General features: G+C 59.2%; 19 protein-coding genes, 1 rRNA gene and 2 pseudogenes. 10 read left to right on the plus strand and 12 right to left on the minus strand.

The genetic code is table 11. From position 1 onward, the window contains the following. Positions 1-5: 5 nt before the first annotated feature. Positions 6-917 (minus strand): LysR family transcriptional regulator, encoded by a 912-nt coding sequence (locus AC3WMT_RS06910; RefSeq protein ID WP_103303262.1) that lies wholly within the window; start codon positions 915-917, stop codon positions 6-8. A 191-nt stretch (positions 918-1,108) separates the two neighbouring features. Then, entirely contained in the window at positions 1,109-1,699 is a 591-nt protein-coding gene (gene mdaB, locus AC3WMT_RS06915) for an NADPH:quinone oxidoreductase MdaB (RefSeq protein WP_103303263.1), read from the minus strand. Between the two features lie 184 nt (positions 1,700-1,883). On the opposite strand from mdaB, the gene AC3WMT_RS06920 reads away from it, so the two are divergent. Next, positions 1,884-2,198: a putative quinol monooxygenase gene (locus AC3WMT_RS06920; RefSeq protein WP_103303264.1), complete on the plus strand. Its 315-nt coding sequence runs from the start codon at positions 1,884-1,886 to the stop codon at positions 2,196-2,198. Here AC3WMT_RS06920 and AC3WMT_RS06925 read toward each other — a convergent pair. Beyond that, positions 2,188-2,952 carry a sulfite exporter TauE/SafE family protein gene (locus AC3WMT_RS06925; protein ID WP_103303265.1) on the minus strand — a complete coding sequence of 255 codons (765 nt, stop codon included), beginning with the start codon at positions 2,950-2,952 and terminating at the stop codon, positions 2,188-2,190. The two genes, AC3WMT_RS06920 and AC3WMT_RS06925, sit on opposite strands and share 11 nt — an antisense overlap. A gap of 230 nt (positions 2,953-3,182) precedes the next feature. Here AC3WMT_RS06925 and AC3WMT_RS06930 point away from each other — a divergent pair, with 230 nt between their 5' ends. From AC3WMT_RS06930 to AC3WMT_RS06945, 4 genes are all read left to right on the plus strand, one after another. Beyond that, on the plus strand, positions 3,183-4,064 hold the full coding sequence (locus AC3WMT_RS06930; RefSeq protein WP_103303266.1) for a LysR family transcriptional regulator: 882 nt from the start codon (positions 3,183-3,185) through the stop codon (positions 4,062-4,064). Between the two features lie 44 nt (positions 4,065-4,108). Continuing rightward, entirely contained in the window at positions 4,109-4,684 is a 576-nt protein-coding gene (locus AC3WMT_RS06935; RefSeq protein WP_103303267.1) for an NAD(P)H-dependent oxidoreductase, read from the plus strand. A gap of 47 nt (positions 4,685-4,731) precedes the next feature. After that, a complete protein-coding gene (locus AC3WMT_RS06940) occupies positions 4,732-5,103 on the plus strand; it encodes a MerR family transcriptional regulator (RefSeq protein ID WP_103303268.1) in 372 nt (123 codons plus the stop codon). A gap of 108 nt (positions 5,104-5,211) precedes the next feature. Further along, complete coding sequence (locus tag AC3WMT_RS06945; protein WP_103303269.1) at positions 5,212-5,562, plus strand: cupin domain-containing protein; 351 nt, start codon at positions 5,212-5,214, stop codon at positions 5,560-5,562. Between the two features lie 257 nt (positions 5,563-5,819). On the opposite strand, the gene mmsB is transcribed toward AC3WMT_RS06945, so the two are convergent. Both mmsB and AC3WMT_RS06955 read right to left on the minus strand, forming a co-directional pair. Next, a complete protein-coding gene (gene mmsB / locus AC3WMT_RS06950) occupies positions 5,820-6,707 on the minus strand; it encodes a 3-hydroxyisobutyrate dehydrogenase (RefSeq protein WP_103303270.1) in 888 nt (295 codons plus the stop codon). A 9-nt stretch (positions 6,708-6,716) separates the two neighbouring features. Further along, a complete protein-coding gene (locus AC3WMT_RS06955; protein ID WP_103303271.1) occupies positions 6,717-8,243 on the minus strand; it encodes a CoA-acylating methylmalonate-semialdehyde dehydrogenase in 1,527 nt (508 codons plus the stop codon). A gap of 149 nt (positions 8,244-8,392) precedes the next feature. On the opposite strand from AC3WMT_RS06955, the gene AC3WMT_RS06960 reads away from it, so the two are divergent. From AC3WMT_RS06960 to AC3WMT_RS06980, 5 genes and pseudogenes are all read left to right on the plus strand, one after another. After that, complete coding sequence (locus AC3WMT_RS06960; protein ID WP_103303272.1) at positions 8,393-9,340, plus strand: LysR family transcriptional regulator; 948 nt, start codon at positions 8,393-8,395, stop codon at positions 9,338-9,340. A 150-nt stretch (positions 9,341-9,490) separates the two neighbouring features. Next, positions 9,491-9,664 (plus strand): annotated as a pseudogene (locus tag AC3WMT_RS06965) (colicin E3/pyocin S6 family cytotoxin); the annotation flags it as partial. After that, complete coding sequence (locus AC3WMT_RS06970; RefSeq protein WP_349306218.1) at positions 9,661-9,888, plus strand: DUF7683 domain-containing protein; 228 nt, start codon at positions 9,661-9,663, stop codon at positions 9,886-9,888. The pseudogene AC3WMT_RS06965 and the gene AC3WMT_RS06970, both read left to right, overlap by 4 nt. 65 nt (positions 9,889-9,953) lie before the next feature. After that, positions 9,954-10,430: a bacteriocin immunity protein gene (locus AC3WMT_RS06975; protein WP_103303273.1), complete on the plus strand. Its 477-nt coding sequence runs from the start codon at positions 9,954-9,956 to the stop codon at positions 10,428-10,430. 6 nt (positions 10,431-10,436) lie between these two features. Further along, positions 10,437-10,538, plus strand: a pseudogene (locus tag AC3WMT_RS06980) (LysR family transcriptional regulator); the annotation flags it as partial. Here AC3WMT_RS06980 and yfiB read toward each other — a convergent pair. The 7 genes from yfiB to rrf all read right to left on the minus strand — a co-directional run bounded on the left by yfiB (position 10,535) and on the right by rrf (position 22,508). Beyond that, a complete protein-coding gene (gene yfiB / locus AC3WMT_RS06985) occupies positions 10,535-11,029 on the minus strand; it encodes an outer membrane lipoprotein YfiB (RefSeq protein ID WP_103303274.1) in 495 nt (164 codons plus the stop codon). The pseudogene AC3WMT_RS06980 and the gene yfiB sit on opposite strands and share 4 nt — an antisense overlap. A gap of 5 nt (positions 11,030-11,034) precedes the next feature. Next, positions 11,035-12,303, minus strand: coding sequence for a diguanylate cyclase DgcN/YfiN (gene dgcN / locus AC3WMT_RS06990; RefSeq protein WP_103303275.1), 1,269 nt, complete (start codon positions 12,301-12,303; stop codon positions 11,035-11,037). Beyond that, a complete protein-coding gene (gene yfiR, locus AC3WMT_RS06995; protein ID WP_103303276.1) occupies positions 12,300-12,875 on the minus strand; it encodes a regulatory sequestration protein YfiR in 576 nt (191 codons plus the stop codon). The genes dgcN and yfiR overlap by 4 nt, the downstream gene beginning before the upstream one ends. 119 nt (positions 12,876-12,994) lie before the next feature. Further along, complete coding sequence (gene recD / locus AC3WMT_RS07000) at positions 12,995-15,103, minus strand: exodeoxyribonuclease V subunit alpha (RefSeq protein ID WP_103303277.1); 2,109 nt, start codon at positions 15,101-15,103, stop codon at positions 12,995-12,997. Then, positions 15,100-18,789, minus strand: coding sequence for an exodeoxyribonuclease V subunit beta (gene recB / locus AC3WMT_RS07005; RefSeq protein WP_103303278.1), 3,690 nt, complete (start codon positions 18,787-18,789; stop codon positions 15,100-15,102). Before recB ends, recD begins: the two co-directional genes overlap by 4 nt. Next, positions 18,786-22,238 (minus strand): exodeoxyribonuclease V subunit gamma, encoded by a 3,453-nt coding sequence (gene recC / locus AC3WMT_RS07010; RefSeq protein ID WP_103303279.1) that lies wholly within the window; start codon positions 22,236-22,238, stop codon positions 18,786-18,788. Before recC ends, recB begins: the two co-directional genes overlap by 4 nt. 154 nt (positions 22,239-22,392) lie before the next feature. Continuing rightward, positions 22,393-22,508, minus strand: a 5S ribosomal RNA gene (rrf, locus tag AC3WMT_RS07015). Positions 22,509-22,607: the final 99 nt, after the last annotated feature.

Consider the following 22,607-nt stretch of genomic DNA (forward strand, 5'->3'; position numbering starts at 1 on the left):
ACGAATCAACCCTTGAAATCAGCGCTGGCGTAAGCGGCGAGTTTGCTTTGGATGAAGTCGAGGAAGCACTGAATGCGCAGCGCCAGTTGCGAGTTACGGTAGTACACCGCGTTGATCGGCTGGCGATAACCGCTGTTGAATTCGCCCAGTAGCACCTTCAAACGTCCGGCGCGGATGTCATCGATGGTCATGAAGTGCGACAGGCAGGCGATGCCCTGCCCCTCCAACGCCAGATGGCGCACGGTCTCGCCACTGGAAGCGCTGATGGCCGGAGTGATCGGCCAGCGATCACCGTGCACGTAACGCAGCGGCCACTGGTTGAGGCCTTCGTTCTGGGTGAAGCCGAGCAAGGTGTGCTCGCTGAGATCCGCCACTTGCAGCGGCGCGCCGTGCTTTTCCAGATACGCGGGGCTGGCGACGATCAGCAGCGGACTGCAACCGAGTGAACGCGCATGCAGCGTGGAATCGGCGAGGGTGCCGATGCGGATGGCGACGTCGGTGCTTTGTTCCAGCAGGTCAATGATCAGGTCATTGCTGTTGAGTTCGAGCTGGATGTCCGGGTAGAGACGGCGGAACTCGTCGATGTAGGGGACGACGGCGTGGAGCATGAACGGCGAGGCGGCGTTGATCCGCAAGCGTCCGGACGGGGTTTGTTGACGGGAGGACAGACGCTCTTCGAGTTGGTCCATCTGATCGAGGATCAGCTTGGCCTGCTCGAAGAAATACTTGCCCTCTTCGGTCAGATCCATGCGCCGCGTGGTGCGGTTGATCAGCGTGGTGTCGAGCTTGGCTTCCAGCCGCGACAGGGTGCGGCTGACCGCTGACGGCGTCTGCCCGACCTGTTCGGCAGCGGCGGAAATCGAACCGCATTCGATCACGCAGACGAAAATCTGCAACTCATCGGATCTGGCTTTCACGGGTGTCCCTTAATTGATCGTCGGCACAAATCCATTGTGGAGAGAGAACACCTTTGTGGCGAGGGGATTTATCCCCGATGGACTGCGCAGCAGGCCCCTTCTTTTTCAGGATCAAGAGCGGGGCCGCTGTGCGACCCATCGGGGATAAATCCCCTCACCACAGATAAATCCATTTGCCAGAGGAAAGCACCTCAAGCCTTGAGAGCGAACACCTCTTTCAGATGCTGCTCATACCGCGCCACATCGTTCTCAATGTTCGGACGCTTCATCACATCAACGCACAGGAACGTCGGCAAAGCCGTCATGCCCAAAAATTCGTTGGCCTTGTGAAACGGAAAATACACCGCGTCCACGCCTTTGGCTTCGAAGAAATCAGTCGGGTCATCAAACGCCTGCTGCGGCGCGTTCCACGTCAGCGACAGCATGTATTGCTTGCCCTGAATCAGCCCGCCGCTGCCGTACTTCTGCGACGCGTCGGAACGGGTGCGGCCATCGCTGGCGTAGAGGCTGCCGTGGCCTTCGGTGAAGACTTCGTCGAGGTACTTTTTCACCGTCCACGGCGCACCCATCCACCAGCCCGGCATTTGATAAATGATCACGTCGGCCCAGAGAAATTTCGCCACTTCTTCAGCAACGTCGTAACCCTCGTCGATGAACGTGGTTTTCACGTCGACACCGCCACGATCCAGCACGCTCAGTGCGGCTTCGTGCAGGGTGGTGTTATAGCGACCGTCGGAGTGGGCGAATTTTTTACCGCCGTTGAGCAACAAAACTTTTTTCATGGCAAAGCCTCGGCGCAGCCACTGGGCTGGATAGAGATGGGAAAGTTGAATGGCGGCAGATTAACGTTGTGTCTCGCGCGGAATAAGCGGCGGTTGCGCAAAATACATTTGAGCAAAACGCACGAATCGAGTCCTGATTGTTGCCGTAGGATTGGTCGCCATCTGAACTTGAGGAGTTTTATCGATGAGTGAACGCCACGGTTTCATCCTGCACGCCAAGACTCGCCCGGAAAAAGCCGAGGCTTTCGAGGCGCTGTTCCGCGCCTACGTCGAACCTAGCCGCGCCGAGCCCGGTTGCATCGAATACCACATGCTGCGCGACCAGCAAGATCCGTCGCTGTTCATCTTCTACGAGATCTGGGAAAGCCAGGCGCATCTGGATGTGCACTCGAATCTGCCGCACATGAAGCAATTCTTCGAACAGCGCATGGAGTATCTGGAGCGCGATTTTGATATCCGCCGGATCGACATGCTCAGCGCGTCGTCGGCTAACCGCTGATCAGCAGGTGGGCGCCGAGCGCGCCCATGCCGATGAAGAACACGCGCTTGAACAGCGCCGCGCTGATCCTCTGACGCAGCCATTGGCCGAGCAACATGCCGAGCACTGCCGGAATCAGCGCCAGCAACGAGGCGCTCAATTCGCCGCCACCGAGCGCGCCGCGCCAGAGCAAACCGCCGGCCAACGCGAGCGTCGAAACGGTGAAGGACAGGCCGAGCGCCTGCACCAGTTCATCACGGTTCAAGCCCAGCGCTTGCAGGTATGGCACGGCGGGAATCACGAAAACGCCGGTGGCTGAAGTGATGACGCCGGTGATCACGCCACAGACCGGACCGAGCCAGGATTCATGGCGAGGTTCAACGTGCAGCGTCGGCAGGAATAATCCGCTCAACGCGTAGAGCAACAGCGCCGCGCCCAGTCCGCGCACCACCCAGTGTCCACCCGCCATGCCGATCCACAACGTACCGACGCCGGTGCCGAGGAAGATCATCAGCAACATCGGCCAGAGACGTTTGATCAGCCCTTTCAAATGACCGCCGAAGGCCAGTTGCCAGATATTGGTCAGCGTGGCCGGAATGATCAGCAGCGCCGCTGCCTGCGACGGTGCCATAGCCAGACCCAGCAGCCCCATGGCGACCGTGGGCAGGCCGAGGCCGATGACGCCTTTGACCAGACCGGCCATGACGAAGGTGGCGATGACCAGTAGTGACAGGCCCAGACCGAGGTTTTGGTAGAAATCTGCGAGTGCGTTCATGGCGCTACTGTGCGCCTGAGGCGTCGGGTTGAAAATCTGCCATATACTGAGGCAGCCTCTGCCAATGCAAGAGGCTAAGAAATTCATTGAGGCAACTGGCCCCATCGCTGGCAAGCCAGCTCCCACAGGTTTATGGGTTGGATGCAAAACCTGAGTCCACACAAAACCCTGTGGGAGCTGGCTTGCCAGCGATAGGGCCTATCCATAAACCACAAAACCAGAGGCTGCCCATGCACTTCGACCTCACCGACCTGCGCCTCTACCTGCACATTCTCGACACCGGCAACATCACTGCCGGCGCTGCCCGCAGCCATCTCTCCCTCGCCGCCGCCAGCGCAAGAATCCGCGCGATGGAAGCCTCACTGGGCACCGACTTTCTCCAGCGCGGCCGCCGTGGCGTCATCCCGACACCGGCCGGCAAGGCCCTGGCGCACCACGCGCGCATCCTCCTGCAGCAGACCGAACGCATGCAGCAGGATCTGGCGGACTACGCCCAAGGCGTCAAAGGTCAGGTGCGCCTGCTGTGCAACACCACCGCGATCACCGAATACCTGCCGGAAGTGCTCGCGGACTTTTTGCGCAGCCACCCCAATCTCGACATAGACCTGCAAGAGCTGCCCAGCGCACGTATCACCCACGCCTTGCGCCAGGGTGCGGCGGATCTGGGGATTGTGTCTGACGCGGTCGACACCAGCGACCTACAGACTCAAGCGTTCCGCGACGATCCACTGGTGCTGATTCTGCCGCTCGACCACCCATTGTCCGACGCCGCCGAAGTCAGTTTCAGCGACGCCTTGCGCCACGACTTTGTAGGACTGAGCGCCGACAGCGCACTGGCGATCTATCTCGAAGAGCAGGCGCTGAATAGCGGATCACGCATGCAGATTCGCATCCGAGCGGATGGCTTCGACAGCGTGATGCGCATGGTCGGCCGTAGCGCCGGGCTCGCCATTGTGCCGTTGGCCGCCGTTGAACGCGGGCCGTCACGCGCCTTCAAAAGCGTAGCCCTTGATGAGCCTTGGGCCCGTCGCACGTTGATGCTGTGTGCCAGAGATTTCAGCGCATTGCCGGGGTACGCCAAAGCACTGTTGCATGCCTTGACTCTCCCCTAAGGGGCAGACTTCATCCTTGGCTTTTTCCAGCAAGGACAGTGACGATGGGCAAACGCATTCTGCTGATTCTCGGCCACCCTTCGGCGACAAGCCTGTGCGCCGCACTCGCTGATCGCTATGCACAATCAGCGCTAGAAGCCGGACATGAAGTACGTCAGTTACGGCTTGGCGAAATGGATTTCGACCCGGTGCTGCGCGAGGGTTATCAACAGATCCAGACGCTGGAAAACGACTTGAGTGCGGCACAGTCCGACATCCTTTGGGCCGAACATCTGACGCTGGTGTACCCGATCTGGTGGGGCGGCATTCCGGCGCTGCTCAAAGGTTTTTTTGATCGGGTGCTGCTGCCGGGATTCGCTTTCAAATACCGCAAAGGCAAAGCGTTCCCGGACAAACTGCTGAAGGGCCGCACCGCAGATTTGCTGGTGACCATGGACACGCCGCCCTGGTATTACCGCTGGGTCTACCGCATGCCCGGACTGAATGAGGTGCGCCAGACAACACTCGCATTCTGCGGAATCAAACCCGTGCGTACGCTGACGTTCGGCCCGGTGCTTGGCTCCACCGATCAGCAACGCCAAGCCTGGTTGCAACAGGCGCAGGCTATCGCCGGCCGGTAAGTCTGCCGATAATGCCCCGCGCTGTTTCACATTGAAAAAGGACTTTTATGTACATCGGCCAAGCCGCGCAACGCTCCGGCACCACCATCAAAAGCATCCGTCACTATGAGTCGATCGGCTTGCTGCCCAAACCCCGGCGTCAAGGCAACTACCGCCTCTACGATCAACAAAGCGTCGAACTGCTGATTTTCATCAAATGCGCCAAAGAGATGGGGTTTCGGCTCAAGGAGCTGCAGGCGATCTTCGCCAACCATCACGGCGAGGCTATGCCCTGGGCGCTGGCGCAACAGGCCATCGAAGCGAAGAAGCGCGAAATCAACAACAGTATGGCCGAGCTCATCCGCCAATACGCGCAACTGGAAGGCTTCGAAGCAAGCCTGGAGCACGCCCGGGTCACTTGCCCGCTGGAAAATCTGTAAGCGGTTTGCGCGTTTCTGGGCACTTCGATGTCGAGCACAGACAACTGACCCGAGCCCGGGCGCTATACGGTGCGACTTCATTCCTCAAGTCCACTGCCCGGAGCCCCCATGACCGCGACCGCCCCTATCACCGTTCTGCGCGACACCCACCCGCTACCGGTACTCGATGCCTGTAAATGGGAAAAACTTGAGGGCGACCCGCACACCGTCAACCTCAACGCCTACACCAGTGAAGACGGCAGCAAGATCATGGGCACCTGGATCTGCACCCCGGGCAAATGGCGCGTCGAATATGTGAAGTGGGAGTACTGCCATTTCCAGGAAGGCTACTGCGTGATCACCCCGGATGGCATGGCGCCGATCCACCTGCGTGCCGGCGATATTTTCGTGATTGAACCGGGGATGAAAGGCACGTGGGAAGTGGTCGAGACCGTGCGTAAGTATTTCGTGTTTGCCTGAATGCAAAAAAGCCGGGAGATCACCCGACGTGATTTCCCGGCAATACCTACTGCAATTTTGTTCAGCACACCCCACAGATATCTGTGGGAATAGAGAACCTGTGGCGAGGGGATTTATCCCCGATGGGACGCGAAGCGGCCCCCTTCATCGTGTCAGTCAAAACGCGGGCTCAGGGTTTACGACTGCTGCGCAGCCGATCGGGGATAAATCCCCTCACCACAAAATCCCAGCTGCCACAAAAGTATTGCTGACCCTAGTTACTGCGGCTTGCGATAGCTGTTGATGATCGCCGAAAAATCCTTGCCGCCATCGCCACGCTGACTCATCGCCTGATACAACTGCTGCGCCACCGCGCCGAGCACCACCGGTTGGTGCGCCTGACGTGCAGCTTCCGTCGCCAGCCCCAGATCCTTGAGCATCAACTCGGCACCGAAGCCGCCGGTATAACCGCGCGAGGCCGGCGCCGTTTCGACGATGCCCGGCCACGGGTTGTACATTTCCGAACTCCAGCAACGCCCGGTCGAGCTGTTGATGATCCCGGCCAACACCGAGGTGTCGATCCCCAGCGCATCCCCCAGCGCCATCGCTTCACTGACACCGACCATCGAAATCGCCAGCAGCAGGTTGTTGCAGATCTTGGCAATTTGCCCGGTGCCGACTTCGCCGCAATGGACGATATTGCGGCCCATTTGCGCCAGCACCGGTTGCAGGGTGGCAAACAGTTCCGGGGTGGCGCCGACCATGAAGGTCAGTGTCCCGGCGGTGGCGCCGCCCGTGCCGCCGGAGACCGGCGCATCGGCCATGGCCACGCCTTGTTTCGCCGCCGCAGCAGCCACATCGCGTGCGGTCTGCGGATCGATGGTGCTGCAATCGACTGCCGGCACACCTTTGCCGATGCCGGCGAGTACGCCGTCTTCACCGAGCCAGACACTGCGCACATGCACGGCGGCCGGGAGCATGGTGATCACCAGTTCGGCGTCCTCGGCAGCTTCGCGAGCCGACGAACGAATGGTGCCGCCCAGTTGTTCCAATTCCGCCAGCACGGTTTTGTTCAGATCAACCAGATTGAGCGAATGGCCGGCCTTGATCAGGTTGCGCGCCATCGGCGCGCCCATGTTGCCCAGACCGATAAATGCGATTTTCATGGCAGTTCCTCAGCGCAGGTTGATGGTGGTGTTTACGCCGTCGTTGACGCTGTCGTCATCGAACCAGCGCGCCGTGACCGTTTTGGTCTGCGTATAGAACTGCACCACTTGCTTGCCATACGGACCGAGGTCGCCGAGTTTCGAGCCACGGGAACCGGTGAAGCTGAAGAACGGTACCGGCACTGGAATCGGAATGTTGATCCCGACCTGGCCAACGTCGATTTCAGTCTGGAATTTACGCGCTGCCGCACCGCTCTGGGTGAACAGGCCTGTGCCGTTGCCGAACGGGTTGGCGTTGACCAGCGCGATGGCCTGATCGAGGGTGTCGACTTCCAGCACCACCAGCACCGGGCCGAAGATTTCCTGGGTGTAGATCTGCATGTCGGTGGTCACGCCCGAGAACAGGGTCGGGCCGACGAAGTTGCCCTGCTCGTAGCCCGGCACCTTGATGTCGCGACCGTCCAGTTCAAGCTTCGCGCCTTCCTTGATGCCGCTTTCGATCAGATCGAGAATCCGCGCCTTGGCCTTTTTCGAGATCACAGGACCGACATCGGTGCCCGGCTCGCTGCCGGCGTTGACCTTGAGTTTCTGTGCCAGCGCTTTCAGGTCCGGCAGCCATTGTTTCGCCGCCCCGACCAGCACCACCACCGAAGTGGCCATGCAACGTTGCCCGGCCGCGCCGAAACCAGCACCGACCAGGGCGTTGAGTGCTTGCTCGCGATTGGCGTCTGGCAGTACCACGGCGTGGTTCTTCGCGCCCATCATCGATTGCACACGCTTGCCGTGCTTGCCGGCCAGGTCGTAGACGTGGGTCCCAACAGCGGTCGAACCGACGAACGAAACGGCTTTGATGTCCTTGTGCGTGCACAGGCCATCAACCACGTCTTTGCCACCGTGAACCACGTTAAGCACACCCGCCGGGACGCCAGCCTCGATCGCCAGTTCCACCAGCAGCATGGTCGACAGCGGATCCTGTTCGGAAGGCTTCAATACGAAGGTGTTGCCGCAGGCGATGGCCATCGGGAACATCCACAGCGGAATCATCGCCGGGAAGTTGAACGGCGTGATGCCGGCGCAAACGCCGATTGGCTGGCGCAGGGTGTAGGTATCGACGCCACCGGCAACGTTTTCGGCGAACTCGCCCATTTGCAGAGTGCCAATGGAGCAGGCGTGCTCGACCACTTCCAGGCCACGGAAAATGTCGCCCTCGGCGTCGGCAATGGTTTTGCCCTGCTCGGCGCTGAGCACCACGGCGATGCGCTTGGAGTGTTCGCGGATCAGCGCTTGCAGCTTGAGCATGATGCGCATGCGGGCGCCGATCGGGGTCAGCTTCCAGGTCTGAAACGCGTGCTGCGCAGCGCTTACCGCAGCATCGACTTCAGCAGCGGTGGCAAACGGGACTTTCGCCAGCACTTGCTGGGTGGCCGGGTTGACGATGTCGTGCCATTCAGTGGTTTGCGACTCGACCCACTCGCCATTGATCAGCAGCTTGACCTTCTGGACCGTGGTTTCGTTGGGCGTAAGCGATGCGTTCATGCTGGTCTCCGAAACTTGTTTTTATCGTAGGAGCCAAGGCGAAAGGTTCGCCTTGAAATGAGGCGTGTGTCACGAATTGGTTGTCGGACTGTTTTTGGAGTATAGATGTGCAAACTTCTAATAAGAACGCACATATAAGCCCGTCCATCATGCAAAAAAACATCACCTCTCTAGGTTCGCTGAACTGGGACGACCTCAAGTTTTTCCTCGAAGTCGCCCGCACCCGCAAGGCCAGCACAGCCGCCAAACGACTGGCCGTCGACTACACCACGGTGTCGCGGCGGATCAGTTCACTGGAAGCGGCGTTAGGCACCTTGCTGTTCGAGAAGTCGCGGACCAGCGGCTTCGTGCTGACCACCGAAGGCCAGCGTTTGCTCGGCTATGCCGAGTCGATTGAAAGCACGTTGCACATGGCCTGCGAACAGGTTTCCGGCTCCGGCGTGGCGTTATCCGGGCATGTGCGCATGGGTTGCACCGAAGGCTTCGGCAGTTTTTTCATCACGCCGCAATTGAGCCATTTCGTCGACGCCTACCCGGCAATCTCGGTGGATATCCTGCCGCTGCCGCACTTCATCAGCCTGTCCAAACGCGAGGCCGACATCGTCATTGCGCTGGAACGGCCGGAACATGGCCCCTACGTCTGCTGCAAACTCTGCGATTACCGCTTGCAGCTCTACGCCACCCAGGATTACCTCGACCAACACCCACCAATCCGCCGCCCGGCCGACTTGAGCAAGCATCAATTCATCAGTTATGTGGATGACCTGGCGTTCAGCTCGGAGCTGCTCTACTTGGCGAATGTGCTGCCCGGCGCCAACGCGCATTTGCGCAGCACCAGTGTGATCGCGCAGTTCGTCGCGGCGCAGCAGGGGCGTTCACTGGCGATTTTGCCGTGTTTCCTCGCCGCGCAGGATCCACGCCTGCTGCCGGTGTTGCCCGAGGAAATCGACATCACCCGACAGTTCTGGATGTACTGCCGGGAGGACCTGCGCAAGTTGAAGCGGATCACCCTGTTGTGGGATTACATCCGTGAGGTGACCGAGCGCAATCAGGGTCTGCTGATGGGGCAGACGCGGGAGATGCAGTTTGCTGACTGACAGGCTTTCAAGGAATCAGGCTTCGGCATCGTCACGAGGCCAGCAAGCTTTTCCAGCCCTTTTGTAACAGTGGTTGGTACGCGACTTGTAACACCCTGGAGCGCATCGAAGCCCTCATCCAGAGAAGTGCATGAGCACATGGCAACGTTTGGCGGGGGTCTGCGTAAACGGTGGAAAACCAGGGATGGCAGTATTCTTGAGTGGGATAGCCAACATGGAGCTGTTGAGATGTACAACAAGCGCGGCAAGCACCTCGGGGAGTTTGATCCCGAGACTGGACAGCAAACTAAAGACGCAAATAAGACTCGCGAGGTCGAACGGTGAAATACACCGTTGAAGCTTTTGACAAAGAAACCGAATTTTTAGCTTTTGAGATCGACCTTCCGAATGGGTGTGATGTTCTGTTAGCTGAAATCATGAACTGGTCTTCACCTCAACGCGGAGATGAGGGTTATAACCTTAGCCTCGCACAGCTCGCAGCCATTGAGGTTTTAGCAGGCAGGCGAATTTCGACCCGGGTTGTATCTTCCAGCTCACCTGCAATTTGAGCTGACCTGCACCGCTCAGAGCTTGCCGGGACTCAAAGACTAACGAATGGATTGTGAGAGAACGTATGGAGCTTCGCCCTGATTTAATGCCGCCGATGCTGGATGAATCTTTGGTCGCTCGGCTGACGAACCTTTCTGAACAAATTGATTGCGGACATCCCGAACAAACTCGGGAGCAGTTGGCCGCGTTCAATCGAGAGGCCATGACCGAGCTTGAGCACATCGACTTTCAGGGCATTTATGGAGGCCAAGACCATGACACATGGGTTCGCAAGATCTTAGCAACACCGTATGAACGACGCGTGGCAGAGGTTACGAAGTGTGAGCTTATAGAAATGGCCCGAAGGGTGATGGAGTGCGATGGGGCCGAACATGACATCGATTTTTGGTTGAACATGCTGGCAATCAACATACCCAATGAACGCGTATCCGATTTGATTTTTTGGCCAGACGAATACTTTGGCGATATGAATTACTCGCAGAGACTATCGCCAGAGCAGGTGGTAGAAATTGCGTTGAAAGACAAAGATGTCGTGCCGTAATCATGACTCGCACACATCACCCTGTTGTGGGATTACATCCGGGAGGTGACCGAGCGCAATCAGGGCCTGCTGATGGGGCAGACCCGAGAAATGCGGTTTGCTGACTAGTCGGCGCTGACCACAATCGCGACGCGGCGGTTTTCCGTGCGGCCAGCCGCCGTGTCGTTGGAGGCCACCGGCTCTTTGCTGCCGAGGCCTTGCAGCTGAATGTTTTCTGGCTTCATGCCGACCGTGCCAAGCACCTTGGCCACGCTTTTGGCCCGGCGCAGGGACAGTTGCTGGTTGTAGCTTTCCTTGCCCGATGCATCAGTGTGGCCATCGACCCGCACTCGCTCGATGCCGACATTGAGCAGCGCCTTGCCGATGCGCTCGACGATCTCGGTGCTTTGATTGTTCAGGCTTTCGACATCGCTGCCGAACAGCACTTTGCCCGACAGGCCGAACTCCCAGCCTTCGTCGGTCAACTCAAAACCTTGCTGTTTGAGCACGGCAATTTGCGCGGGAGTCAGGCCTTTTTGCGGGGCAGTCTGGCAACCGGTCAGGGTCAGTGTGACCATCAACAGCAGGATGGAAAAAATTCGAATGGGCAGTGTGAACACGGGAATCAGCTCCTGGTTTGAACGGGATCGACCGGGTGCTCCGACCCGGCCGTGAATTGGGCGCCGCGTGACAAACGCTTGGCTTGATACATCGCCGCATCGGCGGCATCGAGCAACGCACCTGGCGTGGCGCCATGATCGGGGTAAACGGCGATGCCGATACTGAGCGACGTCACGACACTGGTGTCCCCCGGCAGCGCGATGGGCACGTCCATGCTGGCGAGAATCTTGTCGGCGATGCGCTCGGCGTCTTCGATCTTGTGCAAGGGGGTCAGCAACACGGCGAACTCGTCACCGCCGAGCCGCGCGACCAGATCCTCCTCACGCAACTGGGCTCGCACTCGGTTAGCGACTGCCACCAGCACCGCGTCCCCGGCGGCGTGGCCGAAGTTATCGTTGATGCCTTTGAAACGATCACTGTCGAGAAACAGCACCGCCACGCGCTCGTGAAGTTTGCTGGCGTTGCGCAGGGCGCGGATCAATCGGCCCTCGAAAAAGGCGCGATTCGGCAGCCCGGTCAGGCTGTCGTGACTGGCCTGGTGGGCGAGCGTTTCGTTTTCGTTCTGCAGATGGGTTTGCCACGACTCCAGTTCGTCGAGCAGGGCGTTGAAGTCGTTGCCGAGATTGTCGAGTTCGGCGATCTGCGCCGGCGGTACGCGACGATCCAGCGCTCGCTCGCTGCGCGCGGCATGGGCGACGGCAGCGAGTTTGTGCAGCGGGCCAATGATGCCGCGCAACTGGCGCCGAGCCAGAGAGAGCGCGACCCAGGCGCTGATCGCGGTACAGAGGATAATCCCCGCCAGACCACTGAGCAGAAAGCTCATCAGGCTGCCACCATGGCCCATCAGCAGAACGCGCCCGATTTCACGGTCCTGATGCAGGATCGGCAGGTCGATCGGCTTTTCCAGAACGGCACGGGTGATCTGCATTTCCAACCCGGAGAAAAAGCCGTTTTCCGGTCGTTGCCAGCGTGCGAGCAACTGGCCTTGAGCGTCCAGCACCTGGACGTCCGCCACTTCTTCAGTAGAAGCAATCAGCGCCAGCGACTCAGTGGCGGCAGCCTTGTCGTTGAACACCACGGCCGCTTCGACGGTGTAACTGATCGAGCGGGCAATCAGGTGCAGGTTGTGATCGGCGTAAACCCGCAGCGCCAGAACACCCAGCAGGGTCAGCGAGACGCTGGCCATCGTCACGGCCACCAGCGCCACAATCAAGTTGCCGCGACCAATCACCGACCCCAGCGTGGGGCGAACTTTCGAACCGAACAGTTTCATGGCGCCGCCGGTTTGCGACGCGACAATTGCAGGACGCTTGGGTGAATGCGTACGCCACTGCGGGCGACGGAGTCGAGATTGACTTCAAAAGACACCTGATCGTCGCCAACCCGCAGGCAAAACAGACTGCCCACCGTGCACTGATCACCGCCCTCGCTAATGCTCAGCACCGGATGGCCGATCAGCGAGGTAAACAGGCGGCTGCGTTCATCCGCTGTGAGTTTGCCGATGTACACCGCATCGCACTCACTGACGATGACCGGGTTGTCTGCCAGCAGGCGGCGCACGGTGACGGGTCGGCCGGTGGCCTGGGTCGTGCCTTTGACCAGATCGTCGGTGTACTCGGTAGGACCGACGATACACAGGCGCAATTGCGCAGGTTCCACCGGCCAGCGCGCGTAGCTGAGAATGCCCAGAACAACTTTGGTGACAGCTTGAGCGCGTTGCTCAGCCATGCCCGGCGGCGGTTGCGGCTGCGCGACGGCCATGCCCGCCAGCGCACAGAGCAGACCGACAAGCACTGCGCGCTTGCAGCGAAACACGCGCTCTGTCGCCCAGACAGCCACCTTCATGCAGGGATTCTCTTGGATCGTAGCGAAATGATGCCGCAACGATAGCACAGCGCTGAATCACCAGCGAGACAGTGACTCCTGACTGGCTAGTCAATAATCGCCATCAATCGCTTATTTTTTCACCCTCGGGGCTCAGCACCCTCTTCCAGTTCCAGCATCAACCCGCTCAGGCGCTTAACCTTGCGTTGCACGGCCTCTTCGAACACTCCAGCTCGCGGCTCGATCAGGGTGAACCAGTGCTTGGCCCGGGTGATGCCGGTGTAAATCAGCTCCTTGGTCAGCACTGGATTCAGGGCATCCGGAAGGATCAACGCGGTGTGCGCAAATTCCGAGCCCTGGGATTTGTGCACCGTCATGGCGTACACGGTTTCGACATCGTTGAGCCGACTCGGCAACACGAAACGCACCCCGCCCCGGCCATCATTGCGCGGGAAAGCTACACGCAGCACCGGTTTGCCGGCATCGGGTCCTTCGCGCTCAGGCAGCTTCAAGGCAATACCGATATCGCCATTCATCAAACCCAGGCCGTAGTCATTGCGCGTCATCAGCACCGGCCGGCCCTCGTACCATTGCTGGTCATTGTCGATCAGTCGGGCCTTGAGCAAAGCGGCGGTAATACGCAGGTTCAAACCTTCCACACCCCACGGCCCCTTGCGCACCGCACACAACAGCTGAAATGTGTCGAACGCTTGCAGGACTTCCCGGGCCCACGTGATCCAGTCCGGATGTTCGAGCGGCCGGCCGGGCGGTGGGCGCTGATCGCGCAGCACACTCAGATAATGCCGATAACCTTGTGGGCCATCGCCATGTCCCTCAAGCAACAGTCGCTCCAGCTTGTGGTCGTGCTCGCCCTTGAGCGGCAACGAATACACATCGTCATAGTGCCCCGCTGACAGCAACTGGCGCGCCTCATCCGGCAATTGCTGATTGACCCGGCGCGCGAGTTGGCCGATCCCGCTACCCTCGCCGAAACGCCGTGAGTGACGCAACATCACCACTTGTTGCGCCAGTGGATGAGTGTCGTCGATGTCTTCACACAAACCGCTGCCCTGCAAGGTTTCACCGCTGACCGACTCCAGCCACTGGCGGGTCTTCGGGTTGTACCATCCACTCTCGGCGTCGCGACACAGATCACCCAGTACCGCACCGGCCTCCACGGAGGCCAGTTGATCCTTGTCACCGAGCAATACCAAACGCGCGTGGGGCGGCAAGGCGTCGAGCAGATTCGCCATCATTTCCAGATCGATCATCGATGCTTCATCGACCACCAGCACATCCAGAGGCAAGCGATTGCCGGCATGGTGCCGAAAGTGTCGAGTGCCAGGGCGACTGCCGAGCAAACGATGCACGGTGGTCACGTCGCAGGGAATTTTCGCCCGTACGTCTTCGGTGACTGTCAGCGATTGCACTTGCTGGCTGATGGACTCGGTCAACCGCGCCGCGGCTTTGCCGGTCGGCGCCGCCAGGCGAATGCGCAGTGGATGGCCAGCCTCCACCGCCGGCGCCTGAAGCAGCGCGAGCAAACGCACCACCGTCGTGGTTTTGCCGGTGCCCGGGCCACCCGTGACGATGCTGAAGGCGCCACGCGTGGCGATGGCACAGGCGAGTTTTTGCCAGTCGATCACATCGCCGGATTTCGCCGAGCCAAACAACTCATTCAACCGCTGCGGCAGATCATCCGGGGTCGCCTCGCGCTGTGCGAGACGCTGGCGCAAGGCGAGATCGATGCGGCGCTCATAGGCCCAGTAGCGTCTCAGGTACAGACGCTTCCCGGACAACACCAATGGCCGTCGCTGCGCCGAATCACTGCCGTCAGCCGACAATGCAACCAACGCGCTCGCCGCCAGAACCTTGCACCAATGCGCACCGTCGAGGGCCTCAAGCAATTGCGAGGGCAACAGCAACACCCCGCCCAGCACATCGCCTTCGGGCGGCAGCGACAGGGCAAAATCCGGAGCCTTGAGGGTTTCGAACAGGTCCAGGCAGACATGCCCATGACCGAGTTGATGGCTGGTGAGCGCGGCGGCGAGCAGCACCAATGGATCAGTACCAGGCTCAAGCTCATGGAGGAATGCTACGAATGCTTTGTCCAGGGCACGCAGCCAGCCACGCTCGACCCAACGGGTGAGCAGCACCAGCAGATCATCGGCGCGGGTCAGGGGCGCGAGTGTCGACAGGCTGTCGGCAGCCAGCGGTGTCGGCAGCAGATCGTCCAGGGTGCGGCTCATAACAAGACTCCCTGTTCCCACAAGGGCTCGGCCTTGGGTTCAGGTTTGCCCTGGAACATCCGGTCCAGACGCTCGATCAACTCGCGCGGAGGTCGCACAAAGTAAGCACCGCGACTGGCTGCGCGGGTGCCGCGCAGAAACAGGTACAGCGCGCCACCGACATGCCGATCGTAATCGTAGTCGGGCAATCGTGCCTTGAGCTGGCGATGCAACGCCAACAGGTACAACACATATTGCAGGTCGTAGCGATTATCGAGGATCGACTGTTCCATGGCCTGCTCGGTGTAGGCCAGGTCATCGATGCCCAGCCAGTTGGATTTGTAATCTGCCACGTAATAGCGGCCGTCGTGCTCGAAGGTCAGGTCGATGAAGCCTTTGAACATGCCATTGAGCTGCACCGGCTCTGCGGCTACCCGAGCAACGCCGTTGTGCGTGTATTGCCGCACCAGTTCATCGAGTTTGAGTACGTCGACTTTGTGGCTGGCGAACCAGAACTCCATCTCCACCCGGTACTGTTTCAGTTGCTCCAGAATGACCGGCGGCTGGCTGTCACCGATCGGCAGCGGTAATTGGAGCAAATGCTGCAACCAGTCACTTAGAGTGATGATCCAGCCTTCCCAACCGCGCAGATTACAGCGCCGGGCAATCGCGTCTTCCAATGCCTCACGGGTAACAGCGAAACCGTCGTCGCCCGCCCATTCAAGCAATCCATGGAGAAACGTTCCGGGATTGGGGCCACGCGGAAAACGATGGATGTCGGCGCCACCGGTGATGATTTCTCGCGGCGCGTCGGGATCGAGTCGCTCGTCATCGAAAAGCTTTTGTGCTTGAGGACTGTCCGGTGCTTCATCACTGCCAACACTCAATACGTCGCTGATACGCAGCGCACTGTAAGACGCGATCCACCAGTTTTCGCTGGCCTTGCGCTTGGGCAGCAGAGTGGCACTGAGGATGGCGTCATTACGCGGTGGCTGATAGTGCTCGTCGGTGGGCTGCGGCATTTCACCGACACTGATGGCAGGGCAATCTTGTCGCAGGTCTTGCAGCCAACGATCAAGGGCGATGGACTCACCCAGAGAGGCGCCACCGCCGAGCAAGTAGCCAAGGGCAGAAAGGTGCAGCACCGAGCTGTTGTTATTGCCGCGTTTGAGATCCGTCACCCCCAGCCAGCAAGCATGCTGGGCGCGGGTCAGGGCGACATAGAGCAGGCGCAAGTCTTCGGCCAGACGCTCTTCATCGGCTTGCGCAATCAGTTCGGCGGTGGGCTTCAGACTCACTTGGGCCTTGCCCGAAGCGTCGTGGTAATGCAGCGGCAATCGGCTGCCATCCACCGGTTTTGCTGAACAGATGAAGGGCAGGAACACCAGTGGATATTCGAGGCCTTTGGATTTGTGAATGGTCACGACCTTGACCAGTTGCTCGTCGCTTTCCAGACGCAGAATCTGCTCTTCACCGGCCTGACCTGACAACGCCAGCAGTTCCGCCAGATGACGGATCAGCGCTTGCTCGCCGTCCAGTTCGGCAGCGGCTTGTTGCATCAGCTCTGACAGATGCAGAAGGTTGGTCAGTACCCGCTCGCCGTCGCTGCGGGCGATCAAGGTCTGCGGCAAGCGGAAGTCATGCAGCAGGCGCCGCAGCATCGGCAGCACACCTTGTTTGCGCCATAGTTCACGATAGCCACGGAACTGCATGACGCGGGTTTCCCAAACCAGTTCGTCCTGGTTCAGACGCTCCAGCTCAGCCAGTGGCAAATTCAGGGTGATGCAGGCCAGCGCGGCTTTCAGGGAGCGCTCGACATCCGGCTCGGCACAAGCCTTGAGCCAGGACAGCAAGTCGTGTGCCTCCTGAGCTGCGAAAACCGAATCCTTGTCGGACAGATAAACGCTGCGGACCCCGCGATTGGCGAGCTCACCGCGCACCGCCTGAGCTTCTTTTCCGTCACGAACGAGGATTGCGATATCGGAAGGTCGCAGGCCTTTGAAGTCCTTGCCGTGCTGAATAAACCCAGCGCTACCGTTTTGGCCGCCATTGAGCAGCGCGGTGATTTCGCTGGCACATGCAGCCGCCAATTGCTGGCGATAGACCGCGCCTGACAGCGGCTGATCGGTGGACAAGTGCCAGACATTCAGCGCCGCGACGTCCTGCCCGGCAATCTGCAGTTCTTCTTTACGGCCTTGGGATTCGACAGGCTGGAACGGTACCGGGTTTTCACCGTTCTTCTCCCGGAACAAAAACGCGCCGCGGCCCTGCTCACGGGATTCGGCGCGCTCGAACACGTGATTGACCGCTTTCACCATGCCATGGCTGGAACGGAAGTTGGTGCCCAAGGTATGCAGTCGGCCGGTGGTGGCTTGGCGAGCACGCAAGTAGGTATAGATGTCTGCACCACGGAACGCGTAAATCGCCTGTTTGGGGTCGCCAATCAGAAACAGTCCGGTGTCCGGATTGTTGTCCTCGATGCGATAAATGCTTTCGAAGATCCGGTACTGCACCGGGTCGGTGTCCTGGAACTCGTCGATCAGTGCAACCGGGAATTGCTCGCGGATCAATGTGGCAAGGCGTTCGCCGCCCTCTGACTGCAGCGCAGCATCCAGACGCAAGAGCATGTCGTCGAAGCCCATCTCGGCACGCCGGCGTTTCTCTTCTTCGAAGCGTGCACCTACCCACTTGGCGGCGTGTTGCAGTACGGCAGCATCGGGGGTTGGCAATGCATCGAGACTCGACTTGAGCCCCGGCATGGCGTCCAGCCCCGGATGAGTTGGGGCTTGGCCTTTCCAGGCTTCAGCCATTCCGTCGGGCGTCAGCCGAGTGAATCCGGTGCCGATGTCCAGTTGTTCGAGGGACTCGTCTTCAGCCCAGTTCTTGAGCTTTTCGAACCACGGCTCAAAGTAGCGTGCCTGCATCTTGCGACCATCGACGCTTTTACTCGCAACACCTTGATGACAAATCGCAAGCAACTCATCAGCCCACTGCCGCCACGGCATTTTCAATTCGATCAACGCAGCGCGCCGCTCTTGCAGACAATCATCGATCAACTCCGCCGGGGCCTTGCTTTCGTCGCTCTCGCGCTCGCTGGCGAACAAGCCTCGCACCCGAGGCAGCAACGCCGCAGGTCCACCCCAGTTGCTGCGAACCCAATTCAACGCATCGCCCTGCATCGGGTAACAGAACAGCCGCCAGTAATCGCGCAGCACTTCACCGAGCAAATCGCTGTGATCCGTTTCGAGGGATTGGGTAAACAGACTTCCGCTATCGAAAGCATGTTCGCGCAACATGCGCTGACACCAACTGTGGATGGTGGAGACCGCGGCCTCGTCCATCCACTGTGCGGCGATGTCCAGGCGATTGGCGCAACCTGGCCACTGCTGCGGATCGAATTGATCTCGTAGTTCGGCAATCAATCCGTCAGGCGCTGGCGTCTCATCGCGGAAGAATCGCGCGGCCTCGGCGAGACGCGTGCGAATCCGCTCACGCAGCTCCTTGGTTGCCGCGTCGGTGAACGTCACCACAAGAATTTGCGGCGGCAACAGTTCGCGGGCGAACCCGTTCGATTCGCCGCCATGGCCAAGAATCAGGCGTAGGTAGAGCGCAGAAATGGTGAAGGTTTTGCCGGTGCCGGCGCTGGCTTCGATCAACTGGCTGCCACGCAGAGGGAATGCCAGCGCAAGGGGTGTCTTCGTACTCATGCGCGCCCCCCTTCATTGGACAATGAGCGCCAGGGCGCTTCCAACAGAGGTCGATAAAGAGCATCGCACCAGCCGGAAAATGTTTCGTCCGCGAGTAATGCAGCGAAGTCGGCAAATTGGCGGGACAGCGCCGGACTTTCGCGGCGTTCGCCTTCACTGGTCTGTCCGTCACCTTCGTAGGCTTTGCGAGCAGCCGCTTCAGCTTTGAGCGGATCGGTCTGAGATAACCAGGCAAAAGCGGTCTTCACTGCGATCGGCAGAGGCTGACGCATGCCAGCCAGCCAGGCGAGAAGAAGGTCGCCAAGAAACCGAACGGCTCTGTCTTGTTCCATCGGCTCGAGCAGCAATGTGTCGTCACTGGCCACCAATGCGGTGGTCAATGAGAGCCCGCTGGCGCAGGCCACGAGATGATTGACCCAGGGTTTGATCAGTCGATGCCATTTGCGGCTTTTGATCGAGCCGATGCTGTTGGGAATGGTCGTGACCGACAACACGCCTCCGTCGGCGCGTTGATGCAAACCCGAGAGCCATCCTTCAAGACGCAACCCCTGCAACTCGAGACTGATCGGGATGGCACTGGCGAGCGGAGTCGGCCAAAGCGTCAATAGTTGCTGATAGCGTTGTAGCAAGTCCGGCAGTGGCTCAATCAATTCCCTTTGCAGGCACTCGCCGAATCCGGCCATTGGCAACAGGCCGCTATTTTGCAGACGTCGCGCCTGCGCCTCGAGCGCTTGCTCGACATTGTCCGGCTGCCTGAGCGCTGCTTCCAGCAGGCTGTCGCTGAGCGTATATCGCTGCAGGGCGTCGAGTACAAAAGGCTCTTCATCGGCTAGCGGTGCATCGGCGGCTTCGAAGTAGACCTTGAGTCTCTGGGTGAAAAAATGCCGAACCGGATTACGTAAAAAGTCCTGCAACAGAGCCAGGCTCAACGGTTCCTCTTGTACATAGGGGGCGAGTAACTCAGCCTCGTTTCGTAGCTCATGAGGTTGATGCAGAACCTGCCACTCGCTGGCATAGCTGAACAGTTGATCTCCCTCATGGAAATAGCGGGCACTGAAGGGTTGCAGTGGATGCTCTTCGGTCATGGCGCTCAACAAGTCCTGACTGTCATCGATCAATCGCCAACCACTGGCGAGTTGATCGCGTAACTGGCCGATCAGCACCGAAGCAGGTCTCTCGCTGTTGTCACGAATGCTGCGACCGACCCAACTGATATAGAGCTGATTACGTGCAGAAAGCAGCGCCTCGAGCAACAGATAGCGATCATCCTCTCGCCGGGAACGGTCGCCCGGACGATAGTCGCTACCCATCAGGTCGAAATCGAGAGGCGGTTGTGCACGGGGGTAATCGCCGTCGTTCATCCCCAGCAAACAAACGAGTTTGAAAGGAATGGCACGCATAGGCATCAGCGTGCAGAAGTTCACCGCGCCGGCAAGAAAGCGTTGAGACAAACGGCCCTGATCCAGCCCCGCGAGCCAGGCCTCGCGAACGACAGTCAGGGGCAACTCATCCTCAAGGCCAACAGCCTCGCAGGTCTCCAGCCAGGTTTCACGAAGCTCTTCCAATTGGGTCAGCAAGTAATCGTCGTGTTCGTTACTGGCTTTAAAGAACAGCTGCATCAACGCTTGCAGCCGATGCCCCCACTCCTTGGGCTGTGCCGGCCGGGTGAGTTCCTGATGTGCGAGTTCCAGAGCATCGAGCAGGGCCACCAACGGCCCGATCAATGCGGCATCCAGTCCCCCGATTTCATCATAGGGCTCGATACCCGCACAGTCAGTCGAGCTGCCGACAGCGTAGCCAAGAAGCATTCGTCGCAGGCCGAAATGCCAGCTGTTCTGCTCCAGTTCATCCGGCAGACCTAGCCCGGCACGCTGCTCGGCGTTCATTCCCCAACGCACACCAGCGCCTTCAATCCAGCGGTGCAACGTCGGCAAGTCACGCTCCTCCATGCCGAAACGAGCGCGTAATGCGGGAACGTCGAGCAAGTCGAGAATTTCACTGACAGGGAAACGACTGTCCGGCAATTTGAGCAGGTGTTCAACCGCAATCAGCAATGGATCACGACCACGTTGGCCCTGATCTGCCAATGTGAAAGGAATAAAGCGTGGATCATATCGATCAAGCTGACCAAACACCGCGCGGATATGCGGCGCATAGCTGTCGATGTCCGGCACCATCACGATCACGTCGCGAGGGCGTAGATCCGGATTGGCACTGAAACGTGCCAACAGCTGATCATGGAGAATCTCCACCTCACGTTGAGCGCTGTGAGCGATGTGAAAACGGATCGAATTGTCGTGTGCCAGATCAACGGCCGGCCAATGCTCGCGGGTCTCCTCGAGTGGGCGCAATTCGAGGATGTCGTCCTGGAGTTGATTGAGCAGGTTATGTGGCTGATTTTCGCTGAACAGGTCGATACGCCCATCGCGAAATGCCGCTCGATAGCTGTTTGGGTCGTCATAGCTATCGAGCAGGTTGATGTAGTCACGGCCTTGCTTACCCCATGCTGCCAATAGAGGGTGGGCGTGTTGATGCATTGTCTCGGGATCAAGTACGACAGGCATGCCGCTCTTGCGCGATTGCCGCTTGTATTGGTGACGCAGCAAATCCTTGTCCGCAACGATGTCGGCCCAGTGATGCCGACATGGGTTGTGCACACACAGCAAAACCTGGCTGAACCGGGCTAGGCCAGCCAAAGCTTCAAGTACTTGAGCCGGAAGCGAAGAAATCCCGAAGACGATCACTCGCGAAGGCAGCCCGGTAGGTGCGTGCTCGATGCTACCGATGCGCTCGATAAATCGCTGATGTACACCGGCGCGGCTTTGCGCCATACCTTTTGCACCTACATCCTCCAGGAGCGCGCGCCAGAGTTCAGCCTGCCAGCAACTGGTGGGCGGTAGTGGCTTTACTTCGCCTCTGACATTGCGCAGTTGATGCCGACCTTCCGCCCAATCCTCAAGCCAGTCGGCTCGATACACCTGATATTGGTCGAATAGATCCGCCAGGCGCTCGGATAGCTGATAGCGCTTGCGCAAGTCGGTGTCGTGAGTGAGGAAGCGTTGCAATGGTTCGAAATGCGGACGGTCGATGACCTGAGGCAGCAGACGCATGAGGCGCCAGGTCAGCGGAGCTTTATCGAGCAGGGATTTGGCTGGAATTTCATCTCGGCCCAAAACCATACGGTAGAGCTGCCACATGAAACTGCCGGGCAGTTGAACATCTATCGCCGCTGCGATACCACAACCACCGAGGTCGTTTTCCTCAGGATCTTCAGCCAAGGCCAATTTAAGCCACTGCGCGATGCCATTGCTCTGCACCAGGGCAATTTCGTTCTCCAAGGGAGCCAACGGATAGCGCCGCATTATGCTGACCACCAGGCTGCGCAGTTCGTCCAGGCTATTGCTCTGAACCACCATGAATGCAGCGTTGAGGGACTGGGCGTCCGGCATAAGACTTCCTTGGGAGAATAAAAACAGCCAGGTCAGAACCTTAGCATTGTCGGCAGATGATGACAGCCGGACGGCGTCTATGAGTGCTGTAAGAACTTTCCTGCGGGCAAAACAAAACCCCAACTGCTTTCGCAATTGGGGTTTCGGAATTTAATCTTGACGATGACCTACTCTCACATGGGGAAACCCCACACTACCATCGGCGATGCATCGTTTCACTGCTGAGTTCGGGATGGGATCAGGTGGTTCCAACGCTCTATGGTCGTCAAGAAATTCGGGTACTGAGTCGTGACCAGATGGCCTCGCTTCAGCAAATTGGGTATGTGACAGCTGTCGGTGTTTGTGAACATCGAACTTTCGGTTCGTTTC

The sequence above is a fragment of the Pseudomonas sp. FW305-7 genome (genome assembly GCF_058786735.1).